This window comes from Salegentibacter maritimus, from assembly GCF_016236975.1.
GTDB classification, from domain to species: domain Bacteria; phylum Bacteroidota; class Bacteroidia; order Flavobacteriales; family Flavobacteriaceae; genus Salegentibacter; species Salegentibacter maritimus.
Genome location: NZ_JAEHNY010000001.1, coordinates 344057 through 362317, shown reverse-complemented (window position 1 = coordinate 362317; position 18261 = coordinate 344057). Strand labels below are relative to the sequence as shown.

Here is an 18261-nt window from a genome sequence, read left to right as displayed (position 1 = left end):
CCTTTTATATTATCTGTTTAAGTATACTTTACCCTGACGTGGCTCTGTGCTACCGTCGTTAAAGTCTACCACATAGAAATATACACCTACAGGTAGTACATCGTCACCCAGGTTACCCGATTGGTTGGAAGTTCCATCCCAGGCAGGAGTAGAGGCGTTGCCTTTGTACACCGCATTACCCCATCTGTTAAAGATTGTAATGTTGTAGTTTGGATATTCTTTTGCAATATTTTCAATTACCAGATTGTCGTTTTTACCATCTCCATTTGGCGTAATTGCTTCTGGGAATAGTAATGCGCAGTCTTCTAAAGTAACTGTAACAGCTAATCTTTCTGAACTTTCGCAACCGTTGTCTGATATTAAGGTGGCATAATAAGTAGTACCATCGGTTAACATGGCATTATTGCTTAATGCAGTCATGCTATCAGCCGAATCGTACCAGGTTATCGTACCAGCTTCATTGATCTCGTCAGAAAGGTCTGAAAGTGTAGGATCATCAAATGTACATAACTCGTAATCTGAATTAATAGTTGGTGCTGGAGAGTCTACAATATTTACAGTAAGTACTGCAGCTTCAGATTCACATCCATTATCGGCAGTTTGTGTTACGTAATAATCTCCGTTTACCAATAAGTCGTCATCGCTTACCATCATGCTTAGGTCAGCGTCAGAATACCAAGTTAAGTTGGTTCCATCTGCAATTAATAAATCGGCAGTTGGAGCATCAATTGCACAGAAGGCCAGTGTTTCTCCAGTAGTTGGTGCTTCTGGGGCATCGCCAAGTGTGATAGTAATTGTAGATACATCGTCTCCACCACAATCGTCTCCCTGAGCCTCAACAGTATATATTACTTCGTAAACTCCAGCATCAAAAGCTGAAGGATCCATAGTTCCGTTTGTAATAACTTCACCATTTAAAGTGAACTCACCATCCATATCTGCTCCAGCTGAAAGTAGAGAATAAAGGTCTTGTGTCTCATCGTTAGTACAAAGGTTAACTGCCAGGTTTTCACCAGCGTCTGCGCCTTGAAGTACTTCAACGCTAAAAGTAGTGCTGGCTTCACCTTCAACACAAGGAATATCTTCTCCTACGGTATAGGTTATTTCGTAAGTTCCGGCTCCCATCATTGAAGGACTAAATACTCCGTCTTCGTAGCCTTCGAAAGTACCATCTTCGTTTCCAGAGGTAATTAGGCTATAAAGGTTTAAATCGTCGTCGCTTGAACAAAGAGTTTGGTCTACTATTTCACCAACTTCGGCATCAATGGCGTCAAATACTGTCACTGTTAAAACAGCTGAATCAGAACATTCGCCCTGGTTAACTGTATAAGTTGTAGTGAAATCGCCTATCTCACTTTCGTTGTTGTACCAATTAACTAATTCCTGAATGCTTGGACTAAAAGTACCATCTCTGGAAACTCCTTCATCAAGCAAGTTTAAATAATAGTCTCTAACACTAGTAGAGTTAGGGAACATTCCATTTGTAATATTTTCGTTACAGATAGATGCTGTCTGGTCTGCCCCGGCATCCACTGCGTTAGGAGTTACGTTTATTGTAAAAGAAGCGCTAGCTTGTCCTTCAATACAATCAACATCATCAGATCCAACAGTATAGTTGAAAGAATACTCTCCTGCGTCAACAGCTGTTACGTCAAAAGTGCTTCCTGCAAAAGCAGCTCCATTTAGCGTAAAGCTACCCCCTGGTGTAGTATCGTCTGATAAAGCTGTGAATAGATCATAAGATGTATCGCTGGTACAAACACTAACAGTGTCGTCTATTGCTTCTGCAATAGCTTCACCAGGTTCAACAACAGAAATTGTAAATGAAGTTGAATCTTCTGTTCCTTCAGTAACACATTCATCATCACCATTTACGGTATAAGTAATCTCACTAGTTCCGGAAGAAGGGTCGAACATGTTGCCCTGAACTCCGTTTCCACTAAAAGTTCCAGTTGTTTGAGCTCCTGACTCTAGATAATCCATTAAATCAACCATTGAATCGGTAGAACAAACTACCTGGTCATCAATATTACCTGCATTTGCATTAGTAACAGGAATAACGGTAATAGCAAGATCTACTGAATCACTACAAGCACCGGTTCCTACAGTATAAGTAGTACTAAATGTTTGGAAGTTATTTGAGTTGTAACTAGCTATAATTTCAGGGATTGTTGGATTAAATGTTCCATTTTGTGGAACTCCTTCTTCCAATAGGTCAAAATACAATGCCTCTACATCACCTGGAGTGCTATTTACTAAACCAGGAATTTGAGAATTACATAATTCATTATCAAGATTGTCTGCACCTGCATCTACCAGGGTTCCATCTACAATAGTGATTGCAAAAGCAGCTTCGTCGGTGCCGCAATTGTCTTGGCTATTGCCAACGGTATAAGTTCCGCTGAGAGTTAATTTAGGACCTCTGTTTTCATCTGTGTAGTAATTCAGTAACTGGGCTCCTAAGATATTTATATTAGGTGTGAACTCACCGTCAGTATCACCATTCCAATCAAAACGCTCAAAAAGTTGTATTAAGGTTGCATTTGGATTTTGTGGATCGTAGCCAGCAACAATTTCCTCAAGTTCAGAGATACAAATTGAGTCTATAACGTCATTTCCAGCATTTGGTCCCTGGGTTACTTCAATTGTAAAAGTAGTTTCATCGTTACCCTCAACACAATTTATAGATTCATCTACCGTATATGTTATGTCGATAATACCTGGTGTTACGGCAGAAGGATCAAAGGTATTGTTGGTTACCCCTTCTCCTGAAAAGGTTCCTCCTAATGTAGCTTGTGGGTCGTTATTAGTTAGTGAAGTAAGATCAATCAATTCAGCGTTAGAGCAAACTGCTGGAATATTGTCAAATCCTCCTGCGTTGGCAACTTGCCCATCAATAACTGTTCTCTCAAGCTCTATTGGTTCAGAGCAGCCATTGCCGTTTTCTGCAATATAAGTGGCTGTAAAAGTTCCAATATTGTTTTGATTATATTGGTTGATTACTGCCTGAATATCTCCACTTTGAAATGTACCGTTAGGAATATTGTTGCCGAAGTTCTCAAGGAATAAAGCTTCAACATCTTCTGGAATTTGGTTTACTAGTGCAGGGATATCATCATTACATAATGCTGGGGTTGGAACTAATTGGAAGTCTGCTCCTTCTAAAACAGTTACTTCTAATAAGGCAGAATCTTCACAGAAAGTTTCTTCTCCCACTACATAGAAAATTCCAAAATTTATTTCATCAGTGGTGTTATTTAAATCGTTGGCAATATCTGAAGGAGTAGGGTAGAATTGCCCATTTTGGTCGGCATCACTACTAAGAAGACTTTTTAAATAGTCTTCAACTAGAGCTGCAGTTGCAGTACTTCCAATATCTGCTCTACATACGGTGTTGTCAATATTATCATCACCGGCTTCAAAACTTTCTTCTACCGTGATTTTAAGTTCTACAGTGTCTTCACATCCTTCTTCTGTAGTAAATGTAGCATCAGTGGTAAAAGTTTGAATAGGATTATTATTGAAATCACTTGCAATACTTCCAATTGAAGGGCTAAATGAAACTTGAGTAGGAAGGTTGCGATCTTCAACTAAACTAAGAAAAAGATTGGTTGGAGATTCACCATCGGCTAACCTTTGTTCTACCTCAGATAAACAAAATATCTCTGAAACGTCTGCTCCAGCATCGAATTCTATAATTTCTACAGTAACTTCAGTTCTATCTTCACTCTCTGCAGGAGGAAATGGATCCCCTTCGTCATTAACAATTTGACTTACGTAGTAAGTTCCTGGCTGTAATTCATCTGTTTCTAATAGAGCCGGGTTGCTAGTAGCAGTACTATACCATCTGAATGCTTGAGTGTCTGCGCTAGTTCCTGTAGCTTCTAAATCAGCTACGGTTGCTCCTTCACAGAAAGTTTGAGTGCTTTCTGCAATTGGGGCAGGCGCCACATCTGGGCTGTAGCGAATAGCAATTCTTTCAGAATAGCAAGGAGAATTACTATCGGTTTGACCAATAAAATAAGATTGACCAGCCACTAAGACATCTCCAGGTGAGTAGGTTGTTGTTCCAAACTCTGTTGTATAAACCACAATTTCATCAGCTCCGGCCGTTGTAGAAATCGGAGTAGTAAGGTCGTTAATTTGACGAACCTCTCCTTCTGACCCAATGTGTGGAGAATATACATTTCCATAAGATGATACAGGAGCTGGAATAATTTCAACTATTACTGTAACTGCTATTGGGTTGTTACAGTCACCCTCTGGGTTACCAGCATAGTAAGTTGTATTCTCTAAAAGTTCGCTTGCCTGAATCGGTTGGGTAAGTGCAGCATCCCGGTACCATTCTACAGTGTCGTCTGGATTGGTTACTGCTGTAAGGTCGTTAATATCCTGTAGATAACAAAAGACCCCAGGATTTGGGTTATCCAGTGTAGGACAATCTTGCCCAAATGAAGGCAAGGTTCCAATTAACAATACAAAGGCGAAAAGGAACCAATTTGTCCCCTTCCTCCCAAAAGTAAAATTTTGCATAGGCTAGGTGTTAAAATTCAATTATTAGTATTAGGTTTAAAAATTTAGCAGCACAAATATTAAAATAATTTTTAACATTGTCAGTTATTTTAATAGTGAGTTTAACAATTTTAACCATTCATGGCCAACTTTTTGTTTGATTGATAAAATTTCGGCTTGTTTTTACTCGCTAAAACACTTTAAATTTATGAAAAAATTAATAGTATGACCCGATATATCGTTACTTTTCTGCTTTTTGTCCTTTGTTTTTTACCTCCGGCCGATGCACAGACCAAATTTGAAGTTGGGGAAAATTTCCTCAATCAGCATCAAATTAAAAAGGCGAAAAATGTTTTTAAGGAGTATCCGGGTAATGAAAAAGCTACCGAATATCTTGGGGATATTGCCAGCTTTGAGAAAAAATGGGATGAGGCCATTAGGTATTATAAAAACTTAGTTGAAAAAGACCCTAATTCTGCCGTATATAATTTTAAACTTGGGGGAGCCCTGGGTATGCAAGCCCTGGAAGCCTCTAAGTTTAAGGCTGCCCTTATGATTAATGATATAAAAACCTATTTGAATAAAGCTGCCGAGCTTGATAAAAATCATAGCGAAGTTAGGCGGGCGCTGGTAGAATTATATATGCAGTTGCCGGCTATTGTAGGAGGCGATAAGCAAGTAGCGGAACAATATGTACGAGAGTTGAAAGCGATCAATAAAGTAGATGCTTATTTGGGTGAAGCCTATATCTATAAAATTGAAAATGATCGGGAAAAAATGACGGAAGCAGTAAAAAAGGCCTTGCAATTTGCTCAAAATAACCCGAAATTAATAGAGCGAAATTATTTAAATTACGAGTTAGGGGAGCGAGCTGCTACTTTAAAAATAATGCCGGAAGCTGCTATAGGTTTTCTAAAAGATTATGCTGAAAATTATAATTATAAAGATTTAAAATCTCCTGCCTGGGCGCATTATCATATCGCCAAATTACAAGCGTTACAAAAGAACCAGGATAAAGCATTAATTCATGTAAATAAGGCCCTGGCTGAAAAATTCAATTTTCCTGAGGCAGAAAAGCTGAAACAGGAAATATTAGAGATGTAAGCACAAGGCCTTTTCCTATCTCTTGCCTATATTTGCAGGCAATTAAAAATTGGTAACTGCTAATTACTGGCACTCGAAATTAAATCTTAATGAAACTTCACTTTATAGCAATTGGAGGTAGCGCTATGCATAGTCTGGCTCTGGCACTTCATGAAAAGCAACACAGTATTACCGGAAGCGATGATGCTATTTACGAGCCTTCCAAATCGGCTTTGGAAAATGAAGGCCTATTGCCCAATCGTAATGGTTGGTTTCCAGAGAAAATAACCGAAGAATTAGATGCAGTTATTTTGGGAATGCATGCCAAAAAAGACAATCCTGAATTGGAAAAGGCCAGGGAGTTAAATCTTAAAATTTATTCATACCCCGAATTCCTTTTTGAGCTTTCTAAAGAGAAAACACGGGTAGTAATTGGTGGTTCTCATGGTAAGACTACTATTACCGCCATGATTCTTCATGTAATGCATTACCACGGTAGAGAAATTGATTATATGCTTGGCGCACCGGTTAAAGGAATTGATAAAACGCTTCGCTTAAGTAATGAGGCCGATTTTATACTTATTGAAGGTGATGAATATCCTTCTTCCCCCATAGATCTTCGACCTAAATTTCATTTGTATCAACCAAACATTGCTTTGCTTAGTGGAATTGCATGGGATCATATTAACGTTTTTCCTACTTTTGAACACTATGTAGAGCAATTTCAAATATTTATAAGTGAAATAGTAAAGGGTGGAATCCTGGTGTATAATGAAGAAGATGAAACCTTAAAAAGCCTGGTAGAAAATACCGAAAATCAAATACGGAAACACCCCTATCATACCCCCGAATATCACGTAGAAGATGGGAGCGCCATTCTGGAGACCACAGAAGGGGAAATGCCGCTTGAAATTTTCGGTAAACACAATATGAATAATTTGGCTGGAGCAAAATGGATTTCCCAGCATATGGGGATTGATGAAGACGATTTCTATGAAGCTATAATGGAATTTGAAGGCGCCAGCCGAAGATTGGAAAAGATTTTTGAAAGTGACAGCGCAGTTATATTTAAAGATTTTGCACATAGCCCATCTAAAGTGAAAGCGAGTACCAAGGCAGTAAAAGAACAATACCCCGATAGGAAAATAATTGCTTGTTTAGAATTACATACGTTTAGTAGTCTCAATGCTGAATTTATTGAGCAGTATAAAAATACACTTAAAGAGGCCGATGAAACGATTGTATTTTATTCTCCCGAGGCAATGGCACAAAAACAGATGTCTTCTATTTCTGTAAAAGAAATTAAAAATGCTTTTAATGAGCCTGGCTTGGAAGTAATCGCTTCAACATCGGTTTTACAGGAAGTTTTGGGAGCAAAAGACTTTAAAAATACGGTATTGCTTTTTATGAGTAGCGGTACTTTTGGAGGTTTAGATCTTGAGGAAGTAAAGCAGTTATTTTAAGATAAGAGCTTCATTTTTAATGGTTTTGATGAAGATAAAGAATCATTTTTTATCTTTATCTAACTATGGGGGAGGAAAATAGAACCGGTTTTGGAATTAAATATTGGGCAGAAGACGATAGGCCGCGAGAAAAGCTCTTGCAAAAAGGGAAGGTGAGCCTCAGTGATGCCGAACTTATCGCTATATTAATCGGTTCGGGAAGTAAAAGTGAATCTGCGGTACAATTAAGTAAACGCATTTTAGCTTCCACAGGAAATCAACTGGGTGATCTTGGTAAACTTTCGGTAAAAAAGCTTTGCGCATTTAAAGGAATTGGTCCCGCAAAAGCAGTAAGCATTGTGGCAGCCATGGAGCTTGGTAGACGCCGAAGAACAGAAGAAGCCCTTGAAAAGAAAAAAATTACTTCCAGTGCCTCGGTTTTTGAATTGATGCAGCCTGTTATTGGAGAGTTGTATCATGAGGAATTTTGGATTATTTATCTTAATAATTCAAATAAAGTTATAGAGCAGTTACAACTTAGTAAAGGCGGAATTACAGGTACACTGGTAGATGTGCGCCTTACTTTAAAAAAGGCACTTGAGGTTGGGGCTACCTCAATAATTTTGGCGCATAACCACCCTTCAGGGACTTTAAAACCCAGTGAAGCCGATAAACAACTTACCCAAAAGCTTAAAACTGCTGCGCAAAGTTTAGATATTAAAGTGTTGGATCATCTTATTGTAACCGAAAAATCATACTTTAGCTTTGCAGACGAAGGCGTACTTTAAATTGTTTAGATGCTATTAATTTATACCCAGAAAATTACTCCCAGGATAGTTTATACGTTTAAGCATATTTGTACAAATATTCTTGGCATTCCTATAAAATTCACCGTAAAAATAGAAGAGTTTATTGCTCATGAGGGGATGAAACTCTCTTACGGTAAACAAGCCCTTGGAAACGAACTTTTTGTGCAAAAAGTTGCACTTTTAATGGAGCAGGGCCTGAGTGAGGTAGAAATTAAAATACAGCCCTGGGGAGAAGGTTTTTGCTTTTTTCCCGTTTCAGAAAATAGTGCTTTACCATTTGATATTTTTGCTGCTTCGTTTTTTTTGCTCAGTAGATATGAAGAATACCTGCCACATGTTAAAGACGATATGGGTAGGTTTCCTGCGTCAGAGAGTGTAGCCTACCAGGAAGGATTCTTACAATCGCCCGTGGTAGATATATGGGCGTATAAATTTAAAGAAGTGCTTCAGGAAAGGTTTCCTGAAATTAGCTTTGAAAAAAGAAAATTCCACACCAGGGCCATTATTGCGGTAGAACACGTTTTTAGCTTTCAGAATAAAGGGTTTTTAAGAAGTTTGGCAGGAATGCACCTGGATATTATAAAATTCCAGTTTCAAAAAGTTATAGATAGGATTCAGGTGTTATTAAGGCTAAAAAAAGACCCATTAAATATCTTTGGAGACCTTATTGCTTTTATAAAAGAGCATAAAGTACCTATACACTTTATGTTTCAGCTAAGCGACTTTTCAATTTACGATCGCAATATTAATTATAATAGAAATCCGTATCGTTCTATCATAAAATATGTAGGAGATTATGCAAAGGTTGGTTTAATTCCCGGGTATTTTGCCTACGAGAATTTCAAAATTCTTCGGAAAGAAAAGCTTCGTTTGGAAAATACTTTACATACTCCTTTGGAGCGGGTTATTAATGTAAAATATAATTTGAATATTCCTGAATTTTATACTTTTCTAACCGAGTTGGAAATCCCAGCAGATTACTCTATGGGTTATCCTGAGGCTTTAGGGTTTAGGGCCGGGACCTGTAACCCTTTTTTATTTTATGATATTAATACCGAAACTACGCTTCCGCTTAAAGTGCATCCTTATATCTTTAATTCGAATATTGTAGAGCATGCCAATTTTGAAAAATTTACTACTGAAATTGGAAAAATCCTGTCAGCGGTTAAGAAGGTAGACGGAAGCTTTAAAGCGATTTTTAAAAATCAGGACTTTTCAGAATATTCCAATCATAAGGATTGTTACACCTTATTAAAACAAATTTATGAAGTTAGATAATATTAAGCACGTTTTTTTTGACCTTGATCATACGCTATGGGATTTCGATAAAAATTCGGCTCTGGCCTTTGAGCGGGTTTTCAAATACAGGAATATTCCTTTAGAAATTAATAACTTTCTTGAAGTCTACATGCCTATAAATTTTAAGTATTGGGAGCTTTATAGAAACGATCATGTTTCTAAAGAAGCTTTGCGGTACGGAAGGTTGAAAGATAGCTTTGACCGCTTAAAATTTGAGGCCGATAATGAGTTGATAGATCGTATTGCAATAGATTATATAGAATATCTACCCGATAACAATTATCTTTTGGAGGGTGGAAAAGAAGTGCTGGATTACCTTCAAGCTAGTTACGAATTGCATATTATCACTAATGGTTTTGAAGAAGTGCAGCATAAAAAACTTATCAATTCCGGAATTCACGAATACTTTACTACGGTTACTACTTCTGAAGAAGCCGGGGTTAAAAAACCCAATAAGCAAATATTTGAATTTGCCCTTAAAAAGTCTTCAGCAACTCCCCAAAATAGTATTATGGTGGGCGATAATTTTGAAGCCGACTGTACCGGTGCTAAAAACTGTGGGATAAAACCTATCTTCTTTGATTACTATGGAAATAAAGAAAATATCGATATAATACATATAAAAACGTTAAATGAACTAAAGGCTTATTTGTAATAATAAAGTTTTGTTAATTTCGTTATGCAACCTAATGTATTGCTTAATGAAATTTGTTTCATTTTATCATATCAAATTTACGGTACTTATAGTTATAAGTTATCTTATGCTTGGTTGTGTTAAGGATGTAGATTTAGACCAACGTGAAGATATTTCCCTTAGTCCAGACCTGCAGATAGATTTACTGATCTATGATATTGACCAATCTCAATTTGAAGATGTGGCCACCGGGAATTTAAAAACACGTATAAGCGATACGGTACGCCTGGAGTTTTTAGATGATGATTATATTCAGAAAGACCTTTCTTCGGTAGATTTCTATTTTAGGCATATTAATACCTTTCCACGTGCTATAGATAGTAGAATTAGGTTTTTATCGGAGGCTAATATCGAACAGTTTGCAGTGAATTATGTTATAAAGCCCGGGGCTTCCGGAAATCCGATAACTACAGAAAGAAGTGAGTTAATCGATGAGGCGCGAATAAATTTAGTACGCAGAAGTATAAAAATGGTGGTAGAATTAGAAGTGCAGCCGGGTACGGCGGCTTTTGAGGGGGACTTGAACTTCGCTTCGAAAGGCTTCTTTTCTTTTGAATTTTAGTGATGTGGAGACTTATTGCCTTTTTATTTATTTTTTCTAATGCGGTCTTGGCCCAGAACAAACCCTTATTGTTTAATGTAGACGATCTTCCGCAAACTTTAATGAGCAATCCCGGGGCTCAAATAAATTTTACGGGCCATATAGGAATCCCATTTTTTTCTCAAATACATGTTTCAGCCGGTTCTACCGGAGCCGATCTTTATGATGTTTTTGCCGACGACGGCACTAATATTAATACCCGAATTCGGGAGGCCATGCGAAATATGGATTCCCGGGATTATTTTAATGTAAATCAGCAGTGGGAAGTTTTTTCTTTAGGGTGGAAGCTGGATAGTAGAAATTACCTTTCTACCGGGATATATCAGGAGCTTGATGTCTTTGCATACTTTCCAAAAGATCCTGCCATATTGGCCAATGAAGGAAATAATAACTATCTCGACGAGCCTTTTTATTTTGATGATGTTTCTTTTGCAGGCGAGATCTTAACGGTTTATCACCTGGGCATAAATCATAAATTTGATAAACGGCTTACAGTGGGGGCCAGAGCAAAATTATATTCAGGGATATTTAATGCAGAAAGTACCGGAAACACAGGAAGATTTACTACTTATACCACGCCTAATGGAAGAAATGTTTACCGGCACGAGGTGGTAGATTTGGATGTACTTATTAATACCTCGGGTTTTGCCCCACTAAAGGAAGAGGAAGAAATGACGGTAGAACAAGCCACTGCCGAGTTGTTAAGTAGATCTTTTTTTGGGGGTAACGTTGGTTTTGGTTTAGACCTGGGGCTCTCTTATATTTTAGATGAGCAATTCATACTGTCGGGTTCTGTGCAAGATTTGGGAGTTGTTTTTCAACGCCAGGATGTGGAGAATTACCGATATTTTGGAGCTTATGAAACCAGTGGGCTGGAACCACTTTTTCCCGATTTAAATGAAAATGATGAAGCCATTCCTTATTGGGATATTTTTGAAGATGAGGTAGATAGAAATTTGAGAGACCAAACTACCAACGAGTCGTATACTACCTGGCGCCCGGTAAAAGCTAATTTTGCTATGGAATATGGTTTCGGACCGGCATTTTTGCCCTGTCATTATTTAAGTACTAAAAAAGTAAGGTATATGAATTTACTGGGTATGCAACTTGGTGGAGTAAAGCGGCCAAAGGGTTTTGTTTATACATTTACCGCTTATTGGGATAGAAAAATCAATGAAAATCAGCGTTTTAAAATTGCCTATTCTTTAGACGATTATTCTTTAACTAATATTGGCTTGATGTATACCAGAACTTTTAATAAATTTAATGTTTATCTGGCTGCCAATAATTTACTGGCCTTTCCTAATTTGGCGAAAGCTCATAGTGCTTCCATTCAATTGGGAATGCAGCTAATATTCAACAAATAACAATAGAAAATGAAACATATAATTTTTATACTCGCTTTTTTTGTAGGGACTATCTCCGGTATTGGACAAAGTCTCGATCAATATAAATATATTATTATCCCTGAAAAGTTTGAGTTTTCTAAGGAAGAAAATCAATATCAATTAAATGCGCTTACCAAATTTTTATTTGAAAAATATGGTTTTAAAACTTTGATGAAAAGTGAAGAAAAACCAAAAGATCTTCAGGAAAATTACTGCCTGGGGCTTAGTGCCAATGTAAAAGAGAATTCAGGCTTGTTTGTAACCAGGTTGGTTGTTCAGTTGGAAGATTGTAGAGGAGATATTGTGTATAAAACCAAAGAGGGGACTAGTAGGATAAAAGATTTTAAAGAAGCACATCACGAAGCCTTACGCGACGCTTTTAGCGATATTGAAGAAATGAACTATCAATATAATGATGCAGTAATTTCAGAAACTGGCTCTTCTATAAATGAAAACCAGGCACAGGATGTAGAAGTAACCGAAGTGGTAGAAGCCAAACCAAAAGTGGCACCAACTCAAACCGCCGAAGAAGTTAAAGAAACAACAACTCCTCCCGAGGTGGTGGTTGAAAACCCTATGTTGAGCAATTCTTCAGCTGGAAAAATGAATTTTGTAAAGGGAGGTGCGGCTTACTTCCTGAAAAAGTCAGATTCCGGATACGCTTTCTACCAGGAAAACTCAGAAGAACCATTTGCCGTTTTGGCTAAATCTGGAGGGGAAGACAGTTTTATATACAAATCCCTTACCCGGCAGGGCGTAGCCTATTTTGATGTGGATGGCAATTTAGTAGTGGAATACCTAAACCAGGAAAACAAATCGGTTAAACTTGTGTATAAAGCTACTGCCAACTAATAATTATACTTTTTCTTCCAGCGTTTTTTTAGAAATTCCCTTTGTGCATTTTCCCGGGGATTATTTCCGGGTTCATAAAATTTGGTGTTTTTCAATTCATCGGGTAAAAACTCGGCTTCTACAAAATTATTTTCGTGGTTGTGTGCATATTTGTAATCTTTTCCGTAGCCAATATCTTTCATAAGTTTGGTTGGGGCATTTCTAATAGATAATGGAACCGATAAATTGCCCGTTTTTTTAACTGCATTTTGTGCGTGGTTAATCGCCATGTAGGCAGCGTTGCTTTTTGGCGAGGTTGCCAGGTAAGTAACACATTGGCTTAGTACTATTCGGGCTTCGGGAAACCCAATGGTAGTTACCGCCTGAAAGGTATTATTTGCAATAACCAGTGCTGTAGGGTTCGCATTCCCTATATCTTCACTGGCCAATATAAGCAACCTTCGGGCAATAAATTTTACATCCTCTCCGCCTTCAATCATTCTTGCCAACCAGTAAACTGCCGCGTTGGGGTCACTTCCACGAATAGACTTTATAAATGCCGATATAATGTCGTAATGCTGCTCGCCGGTTTTGTCGTACAGTACCGTATTTTGCTGAACCCTGTTTAAAACCAGTTCGTTGGTTATTTCAAGATTTTTTTCAGAAGATGTAACCAGGAGCTCAAAAATGTTTAGCAGCTTTCTGGCATCCCCGCCACTTAGCCTAAGCAAAGCTTCGGTTTCTTTTAACTTTATTTTTTTTTCAGCTATAATTTTATCTTCCCGCATCGCCCTTTCTAAAAGTGCTATCAGGTCTTCTTTGCTGAATGGTTTTAATATATAAACCTGGCATCTGGATAGTAAAGCTGAAATCACTTCAAAGCTTGGATTTTCGGTGGTAGCACCAATTAAAGTTACCCAACCTTTTTCTACGGCTCCCAAAAGCGAATCCTGTTGAGATTTGCTAAAACGGTGAATTTCATCTATAAATAGAATGGGGTTTTTTGTGGTGAATAAGCCATCGCCTTTTTTAGCTTTTTCTATAACTTCCCGAACATCTTTAACTCCACTATTAATTGCGCTAAGCGTAAAGAAAGGTCTGTCTGAAGTTTTGGCAATAATGTTTGCCAGAGTTGTTTTTCCCACTCCGGGTGGTCCCCAGAAGATGATAGAAGGGATAATGCCCTGCTTAAGTTGTTGTCGTAAGGCTCCTTTGGGGCCGATAAGGTGCTGCTGACTTAGATAATCTTCTAATGTTTGTGGACGTAATCTTTCTGCTAATGGTTTACTCATCTGACAAAATTAGTAATTTGAATAACACATTGTCATCTATTAACAAATGGATTCTTTTTTGTAATATTAAATAGAAACTATTTTTTGTGAAAGAATCTAATCCTTTTGTTTTTACTACTGGCGTGCTGGGCTATCCCATCTTGTTTGTGCTGCTTATTTGGCTGGTTTTCTGGTTTGAGATTCGCTTTGGGGTTAGTTTTAATAATTTTGGGGTGCGCCCCGGGGAACTTAAAGGTTTGCGCGGAATTTTATTTTCGCCTTTTATTCATAGCGATATAAAACATTTATTTAATAACAGTATCCCCCTTTTTGTGCTCTCTATGTCCCTTTTCTATTTTTATAGAAAAATTAGTTGGCCTGTTCTAATTATGGGGCTGTTACTTACCGGTATTTTAACCTGGAGCATTGGGCGGCCTGCGAATCATATTGGGGCTAGTGGAATAATATATATGCTTGCTGCTTTTTTATTTTTTAAAGGTATTTTTTCAAAATATTATCGCTTAGTGGCACTTTCTCTAATCGTAGTTTTTCTGTATGGTGGTATGCTTTGGTATGTTACTCCGATAGATCCGGAAATCTCATGGGAAGGGCATCTTTCTGGTTTGATTTCAGGTTTTGCATTGGCTGTTTTTTATAGGAAAAATACTATTAAGAAGCCTAAATATGAATGGGAAAAACCAGAATACAGCGAGAAAGAAGATTTATTTATGCAGCATTTTGACGAAAATGGAAATTTTATTGAAAGACGCTTTGAAACGAACGAAGAGGAAGACCCTGAAGATGACTCAGGAATAACTTATCGCTATTTTTATAAGAAATCAGAATCTAAGAAAGAATAAGGATGAAAATCTTTTTTAAATCTAAGAAAGTTGTCTTTGTCGAATCGCTTCATATAAAAATACACCACAGGCCACAGAAACATTTAAGGATTCAATTTTACCGAACATAGGAAGTTTTGCTTTTTTGTCTACGGCTTTTAAAATGGAATTAGAAACACCTTTGGCTTCGTTGCCCATTATAATTGCTGATGCCTGTTTAAAATCTACATCGTAGATATTGTCTTCTGTCTTTTCGGTAGCGGCTACAAGTTGCACACCTGAAGATTGAAGGTAAAAAACAGCATCTTTTATATGACTTACTTTTACAATAGGAAGATTAAATACTCCACCGGCCGAAGTTTTAACGGTATCGGCATTTAAAGGTGCACCTCCCTTCTCAGGAATAATAATGGCATCAACTCCTGTGCATTCTGCCGTTCTAATAATGGCTCCAAAATTGCGTACATCGGTAATTTGATCTAGCAATAGAAAAAGGGGAGTGGTTTTTTCTTCAAGAATTTTTTCGATGGTTTCTTCAAGATTTCCAAACTTTATTGGAGAGATAGTTGCTACCACACCCTGGTGATTTCCTTTAGAAAGTTTGTATAGTTTTTCTTCCGGAACGTAAGAGGTATTATAGTTGTTTTTTTGAATTAGACGGTTGAGTTCTTGAAATAAAGGTCCGGAAAGGCCTTTTTGAATATAGATCTTATCAATACTCTTTCCTCCCTGAATTGCTTCTATAACGGCTCTAATTCCAAAAATACGTGTAGTTTCTTCCATAAAGCAAAGGTAGGTTTTGTTTTTAGAATTATGGAACTACTGGAAATAAAAAAACCACCCGCTTAGGGGTGGCTTTTTAAGTATGATAAGAATTCCTGTTTAGAATCCGTCAGAATATTCAATGTCAAAGCTTACAACGTTGCCGTTAACCGAATTAACATTTCCTATTTCCATCACGCCATAGAAGTCCTGGGTTTCTATGTTGCCATCTTCGTCTTCAATCTCTCTGGTATCCTTGTATATAAATAGATCTCCGTCTACCAGACTTGTTGCAGAGGTGATTTCATTGCCATTTTCAAAAGCGGCTCTAGCCGAAAGTACATCAGCATCTTCCAGGTCGAAATCGTTATCAGCTTTCACAAAGCTAACTTCAGAGTCACTAATTACTTCAAAACCGGTTGGCTCCATAAATTTAATATCAGCATTTTCAGTACCATCGGCAGAGATAACACCCGTTTGAAGGTTTAGCTGATTCATATTAAGATCTTTAGAGAGCGTTACAGAATTTGAATTCTGGAAATCTTTTGTAGTAATAGCAACGTGAGAAGAAACTACATCTGTGAGGTCGCCACTCGTAGCTGTAAACCTGTAATAAAGCGTATCATTAACACCAAGACCTAAATCTTCGTAATTAGTTTCGCTTAATTCTACAGTCCCTTCATCTGTCGAAAGGTCCATGTCGCTATCTGCATAGGTGCCATCATTATTTTTTTTAAATTCTAATGTTACCTCATCAATTCCTGCTGAAAATGTAGAAACCTCATATGTTAACTCTACTGATGAAAGTGAGTCCATAGTAGTTACTGAAGGATTGTCTTCTCCTAGAGATATAGCTTTGTTTACCTCTATAGTAAAAGGATCGTTTGTCATATTGCCGTTGGAATACATACTTTGTATTGTAATGGGATATTCGCCAGTTTCCTGAATAGCCCCATCTTCATCGGTGAAAGTGAAATCTCCCAAAATAGATGAGTTGAAGGTTGCCGTTTCGCCTGAAACTGTCGCTGACCCAATAACAGAACCATCCTGAAGAATCTCTACGCTTTCTACACTTACGCCTTCGGCGGTGAATAGCTTTATGTTAAGATCTGCATTTCTGTCTAAACGGGAAATGGAGTTGTCACTTAAAGTGGCATATCCTCCTAAATCTACCAGTTCATTGTCAAAAGCTTCGTCATCTGTATCGCAAGAAGCAAAGCCAAAAGCAATAATTAAGCTAAGACTTATAGGTTTTAAATATTTTTTCATTATCAATATTTTATAATTTTATTTATAATCTTTTAGAACTAATCTACATCCCAGAAAATAGGCGTTTGAGCAGTATCACCTCCAATTGCTTCGGCAGCAGCCTCATAATTGTTTTCATTTAAGTTGGTCTCATCTACAGGATAAGTGTATCTTAAAGGTACCGGTGTTTCAAATTCAACAGGAATGTTTAGTTGTGGAGCATCATATTTTCTCCATAAAGACCATCCCTGGAAAGGATTATCAAACATAGCAATCCAGTATTGTGTGGCGAACTGAGCTACAGAGCCGTCATAGGCTACGGCAGGCTGAGCAAGATACGATGCGATTGCAGCTTCATCGGTTAATCCCCAGTAATTCATAGAGGCCGTAATTGCAACGTTATAGTGAGTTTCAGCATCACCAGGTATGTTATAGCTAAGTTCGGCAGCTTTAGACTGGTTAAAACGAACTTCAGCATAGTCTAATAAGATACCTTCGCGAGTTGGCTGTAAGAAAGGATCACCAATGTGAGTATAATCACCATAGTTGTTACTAGCTCCGTAGATACCCCCAATATAACCTTCTTTATTTTCGTCGAAATAAACCATTCTTCTTGGGTCATTAAGGTCGTTCATATAATCTATGATGGTGTTAGAAGCAAGAAAGTCAGATCTTCCACTAAGTACAAGGTCTTCCCATAGTGGGTTGCCGTAAGGGTCGTTACCCTGGTATTGTACGGTGGCATTATCTTCATTAGAGGTAAATACTCCATCGGCAACAGCAGATTCTACTGTAGATTGAGAAAGAGTAGGATTGGCATCAGAAATTCTCATTCCTAATCTCAATTTCAATGAATTGGCAAACATAGACCATTTGTTCATATCTCCACCATAAATCACATCGGCAGAAGTGTATCCCTGTCCTGCAGATAGCATAGAGCCAACGTTGTTTAATCTAGTGATTAAATCTTCATAAATCATCATATCATCATCGTAGGCAGGAAGTGGGAATTCATCAGCTTTTCCTGCTTGAGAGTAAGGAATGTCTCCAAAACTATCTACAAGTACATGCCAGGCGTAAACTTCAATTACTTCTAACTGTCCCATACGCGCATCTTTTTCAGCTTGTTCAAGTTCAGTGTTTTCTGCTACAATACTTTTAGCATCTTGAAGATCAAGAATTACATCCCTATAGATTTCAGACCAAACATTATCTGGATTTTGTCTTGAAGTAAAATTATAGTTTGGTTCATCTAAATAAGTAGTAGTCGTAAAATACTGCGCTAAAAATCTGTACAGTCCGTCATTTACGTTAGGAGATGCCATATTATCTGATAAACTTACCGTGGCTGCGGTAAATAAAAAGTCAGAAGCAACCTCCGTAGGATTTTTGGGATCTCTATTAAGATCCTCATATTGCTCGTCACTTTGGCAAGACCATAGTGTAACGAGTGCCGTTAGAGCTACAATATATTTCTTCATA

At 37.7% G+C, this 18261-nt stretch carries 14 protein-coding genes; 9 read left to right on the top strand and 5 right to left on the bottom strand.

The annotated features are described in order from the left end of the window. Positions 1–9: 9 nt before the first annotated feature. Positions 10–4533 carry a T9SS type B sorting domain-containing protein gene (locus tag I6U50_RS01730; protein ID WP_198637617.1) on the bottom strand — a complete coding sequence of 1508 codons (4524 nt, stop codon included), beginning with the start codon at positions 4531–4533 and terminating at the stop codon, positions 10–12. Positions 4534–4737: 204 nt separating this feature from the next. Between I6U50_RS01730 and I6U50_RS01725 the strand changes: the two genes are divergently transcribed. The 8 genes from I6U50_RS01725 to I6U50_RS01690 all read left to right on the top strand — a co-directional run bounded on the left by I6U50_RS01725 (position 4738) and on the right by I6U50_RS01690 (position 12680). Further along, positions 4738–5616 carry a tetratricopeptide repeat protein gene (locus tag I6U50_RS01725; protein ID WP_193710294.1) on the top strand — a complete coding sequence of 293 codons (879 nt, stop codon included), beginning with the start codon at positions 4738–4740 and terminating at the stop codon, positions 5614–5616. A gap of 89 nt (positions 5617–5705) precedes the next feature. Then, positions 5706–7058 (top strand): UDP-N-acetylmuramate--L-alanine ligase, encoded by a 1353-nt coding sequence (locus I6U50_RS01720; protein ID WP_198637616.1) that lies wholly within the window; start codon positions 5706–5708, stop codon positions 7056–7058. A 65-nt stretch (positions 7059–7123) separates the two neighbouring features. Further along, positions 7124–7825, top strand: a complete 702-nt coding sequence (gene radC, locus I6U50_RS01715) for a RadC family protein (RefSeq protein ID WP_198637615.1) — start codon at positions 7124–7126, stop codon at positions 7823–7825. Positions 7826–7834: 9 nt separating this feature from the next. Continuing rightward, positions 7835–9124: a polysaccharide deacetylase family protein gene (locus I6U50_RS01710; RefSeq protein WP_198637614.1), complete on the top strand. Its 1290-nt coding sequence runs from the start codon at positions 7835–7837 to the stop codon at positions 9122–9124. Continuing rightward, positions 9111–9800, top strand: coding sequence for a YjjG family noncanonical pyrimidine nucleotidase (locus tag I6U50_RS01705; protein WP_193710298.1), 690 nt, complete (start codon positions 9111–9113; stop codon positions 9798–9800). Before I6U50_RS01710 ends, I6U50_RS01705 begins: the two co-directional genes overlap by 14 nt. A 46-nt stretch (positions 9801–9846) precedes the next feature. Beyond that, positions 9847–10401, top strand: a complete 555-nt coding sequence (locus I6U50_RS01700) for a hypothetical protein (protein WP_198637613.1) — start codon at positions 9847–9849, stop codon at positions 10399–10401. A 2-nt stretch (positions 10402–10403) separates the two neighbouring features. Then, positions 10404–11807, top strand: a complete 1404-nt coding sequence (locus I6U50_RS01695; RefSeq protein WP_198637612.1) for a DUF5723 family protein — start codon at positions 10404–10406, stop codon at positions 11805–11807. Between the two features lie 9 nt (positions 11808–11816). Further along, positions 11817–12680, top strand: a complete 864-nt coding sequence (locus I6U50_RS01690; RefSeq protein ID WP_198637611.1) for a hypothetical protein — start codon at positions 11817–11819, stop codon at positions 12678–12680. Here the strand turns inward: I6U50_RS01690 and I6U50_RS01685 are convergent. Continuing rightward, positions 12677–13951: a replication-associated recombination protein A gene (locus tag I6U50_RS01685; protein WP_198637610.1), complete on the bottom strand. Its 1275-nt coding sequence runs from the start codon at positions 13949–13951 to the stop codon at positions 12677–12679. The genes I6U50_RS01690 and I6U50_RS01685 overlap by 4 nt on opposite strands. A gap of 86 nt (positions 13952–14037) precedes the next feature. Between I6U50_RS01685 and I6U50_RS01680 the strand changes: the two genes are divergently transcribed. Continuing rightward, a complete protein-coding gene (locus I6U50_RS01680) occupies positions 14038–14790 on the top strand; it encodes a rhomboid family intramembrane serine protease (RefSeq protein WP_198637609.1) in 753 nt (250 codons plus the stop codon). Positions 14791–14811: 21 nt separating this feature from the next. Here the strand turns inward: I6U50_RS01680 and rlmB are convergent, their stop codons facing one another. The 3 genes from rlmB to I6U50_RS01665 form a co-directional block, all read right to left on the bottom strand. After that, a complete protein-coding gene (gene rlmB / locus I6U50_RS01675; RefSeq protein WP_198637608.1) occupies positions 14812–15552 on the bottom strand; it encodes a 23S rRNA (guanosine(2251)-2'-O)-methyltransferase RlmB in 741 nt (246 codons plus the stop codon). 99 nt (positions 15553–15651) lie between these two features. Next, the gene (locus I6U50_RS01670; protein WP_198637607.1) at positions 15652–16800 is read right to left on the bottom strand and encodes a hypothetical protein; all 1149 of its coding nucleotides are present in this window, start codon (positions 16798–16800) and stop codon (positions 15652–15654) included. A 38-nt stretch (positions 16801–16838) separates the two neighbouring features. After that, the gene (locus I6U50_RS01665; protein ID WP_198637606.1) at positions 16839–18260 is read right to left on the bottom strand and encodes a SusD/RagB family nutrient-binding outer membrane lipoprotein; all 1422 of its coding nucleotides are present in this window, start codon (positions 18258–18260) and stop codon (positions 16839–16841) included. Position 18261: the final 1 nt, after the last annotated feature.

Bases quoted from the DNA above. Each gene is read 5' to 3' on its own strand.
- I6U50_RS01705 (WP_193710298.1), top strand. From the start codon at position 9,111: ATGAAGTTAGATAATATTAAGCACGTTTTTTTTGACCTTGATCATACG.
- rlmB (WP_198637608.1), bottom strand. From the start codon at position 15,552: ATGGAAGAAACTACACGTATTTTTGGAATTAGAGCCGTTATAGAAGCA.
- I6U50_RS01725 (WP_193710294.1), top strand. From the start codon at position 4,738: ATGACCCGATATATCGTTACTTTTCTGCTTTTTGTCCTTTGTTTTTTA.
- I6U50_RS01665 (WP_198637606.1), bottom strand. From the start codon at position 18,260: ATGAAGAAATATATTGTAGCTCTAACGGCACTCGTTACACTATGGTCT.
- I6U50_RS01685 (WP_198637610.1), bottom strand. From the start codon at position 13,951: ATGAGTAAACCATTAGCAGAAAGATTACGTCCACAAACATTAGAAGAT.
- I6U50_RS01710 (WP_198637614.1), top strand. From the start codon at position 7,835: ATGCTATTAATTTATACCCAGAAAATTACTCCCAGGATAGTTTATACG.
- I6U50_RS01695 (WP_198637612.1), top strand. From the start codon at position 10,404: ATGTGGAGACTTATTGCCTTTTTATTTATTTTTTCTAATGCGGTCTTG.
- I6U50_RS01700 (WP_198637613.1), top strand. From the start codon at position 9,847: ATGAAATTTGTTTCATTTTATCATATCAAATTTACGGTACTTATAGTT.
- I6U50_RS01730 (WP_198637617.1), bottom strand. From the start codon at position 4,533: ATGCAAAATTTTACTTTTGGGAGGAAGGGGACAAATTGGTTCCTTTTC.
- I6U50_RS01690 (WP_198637611.1), top strand. From the start codon at position 11,817: ATGAAACATATAATTTTTATACTCGCTTTTTTTGTAGGGACTATCTCC.
- I6U50_RS01670 (WP_198637607.1), bottom strand. From the start codon at position 16,800: ATGAAAAAATATTTAAAACCTATAAGTCTTAGCTTAATTATTGCTTTT.
- radC (WP_198637615.1), top strand. From the start codon at position 7,124: ATGGGGGAGGAAAATAGAACCGGTTTTGGAATTAAATATTGGGCAGAA.
- I6U50_RS01720 (WP_198637616.1), top strand. From the start codon at position 5,706: ATGAAACTTCACTTTATAGCAATTGGAGGTAGCGCTATGCATAGTCTG.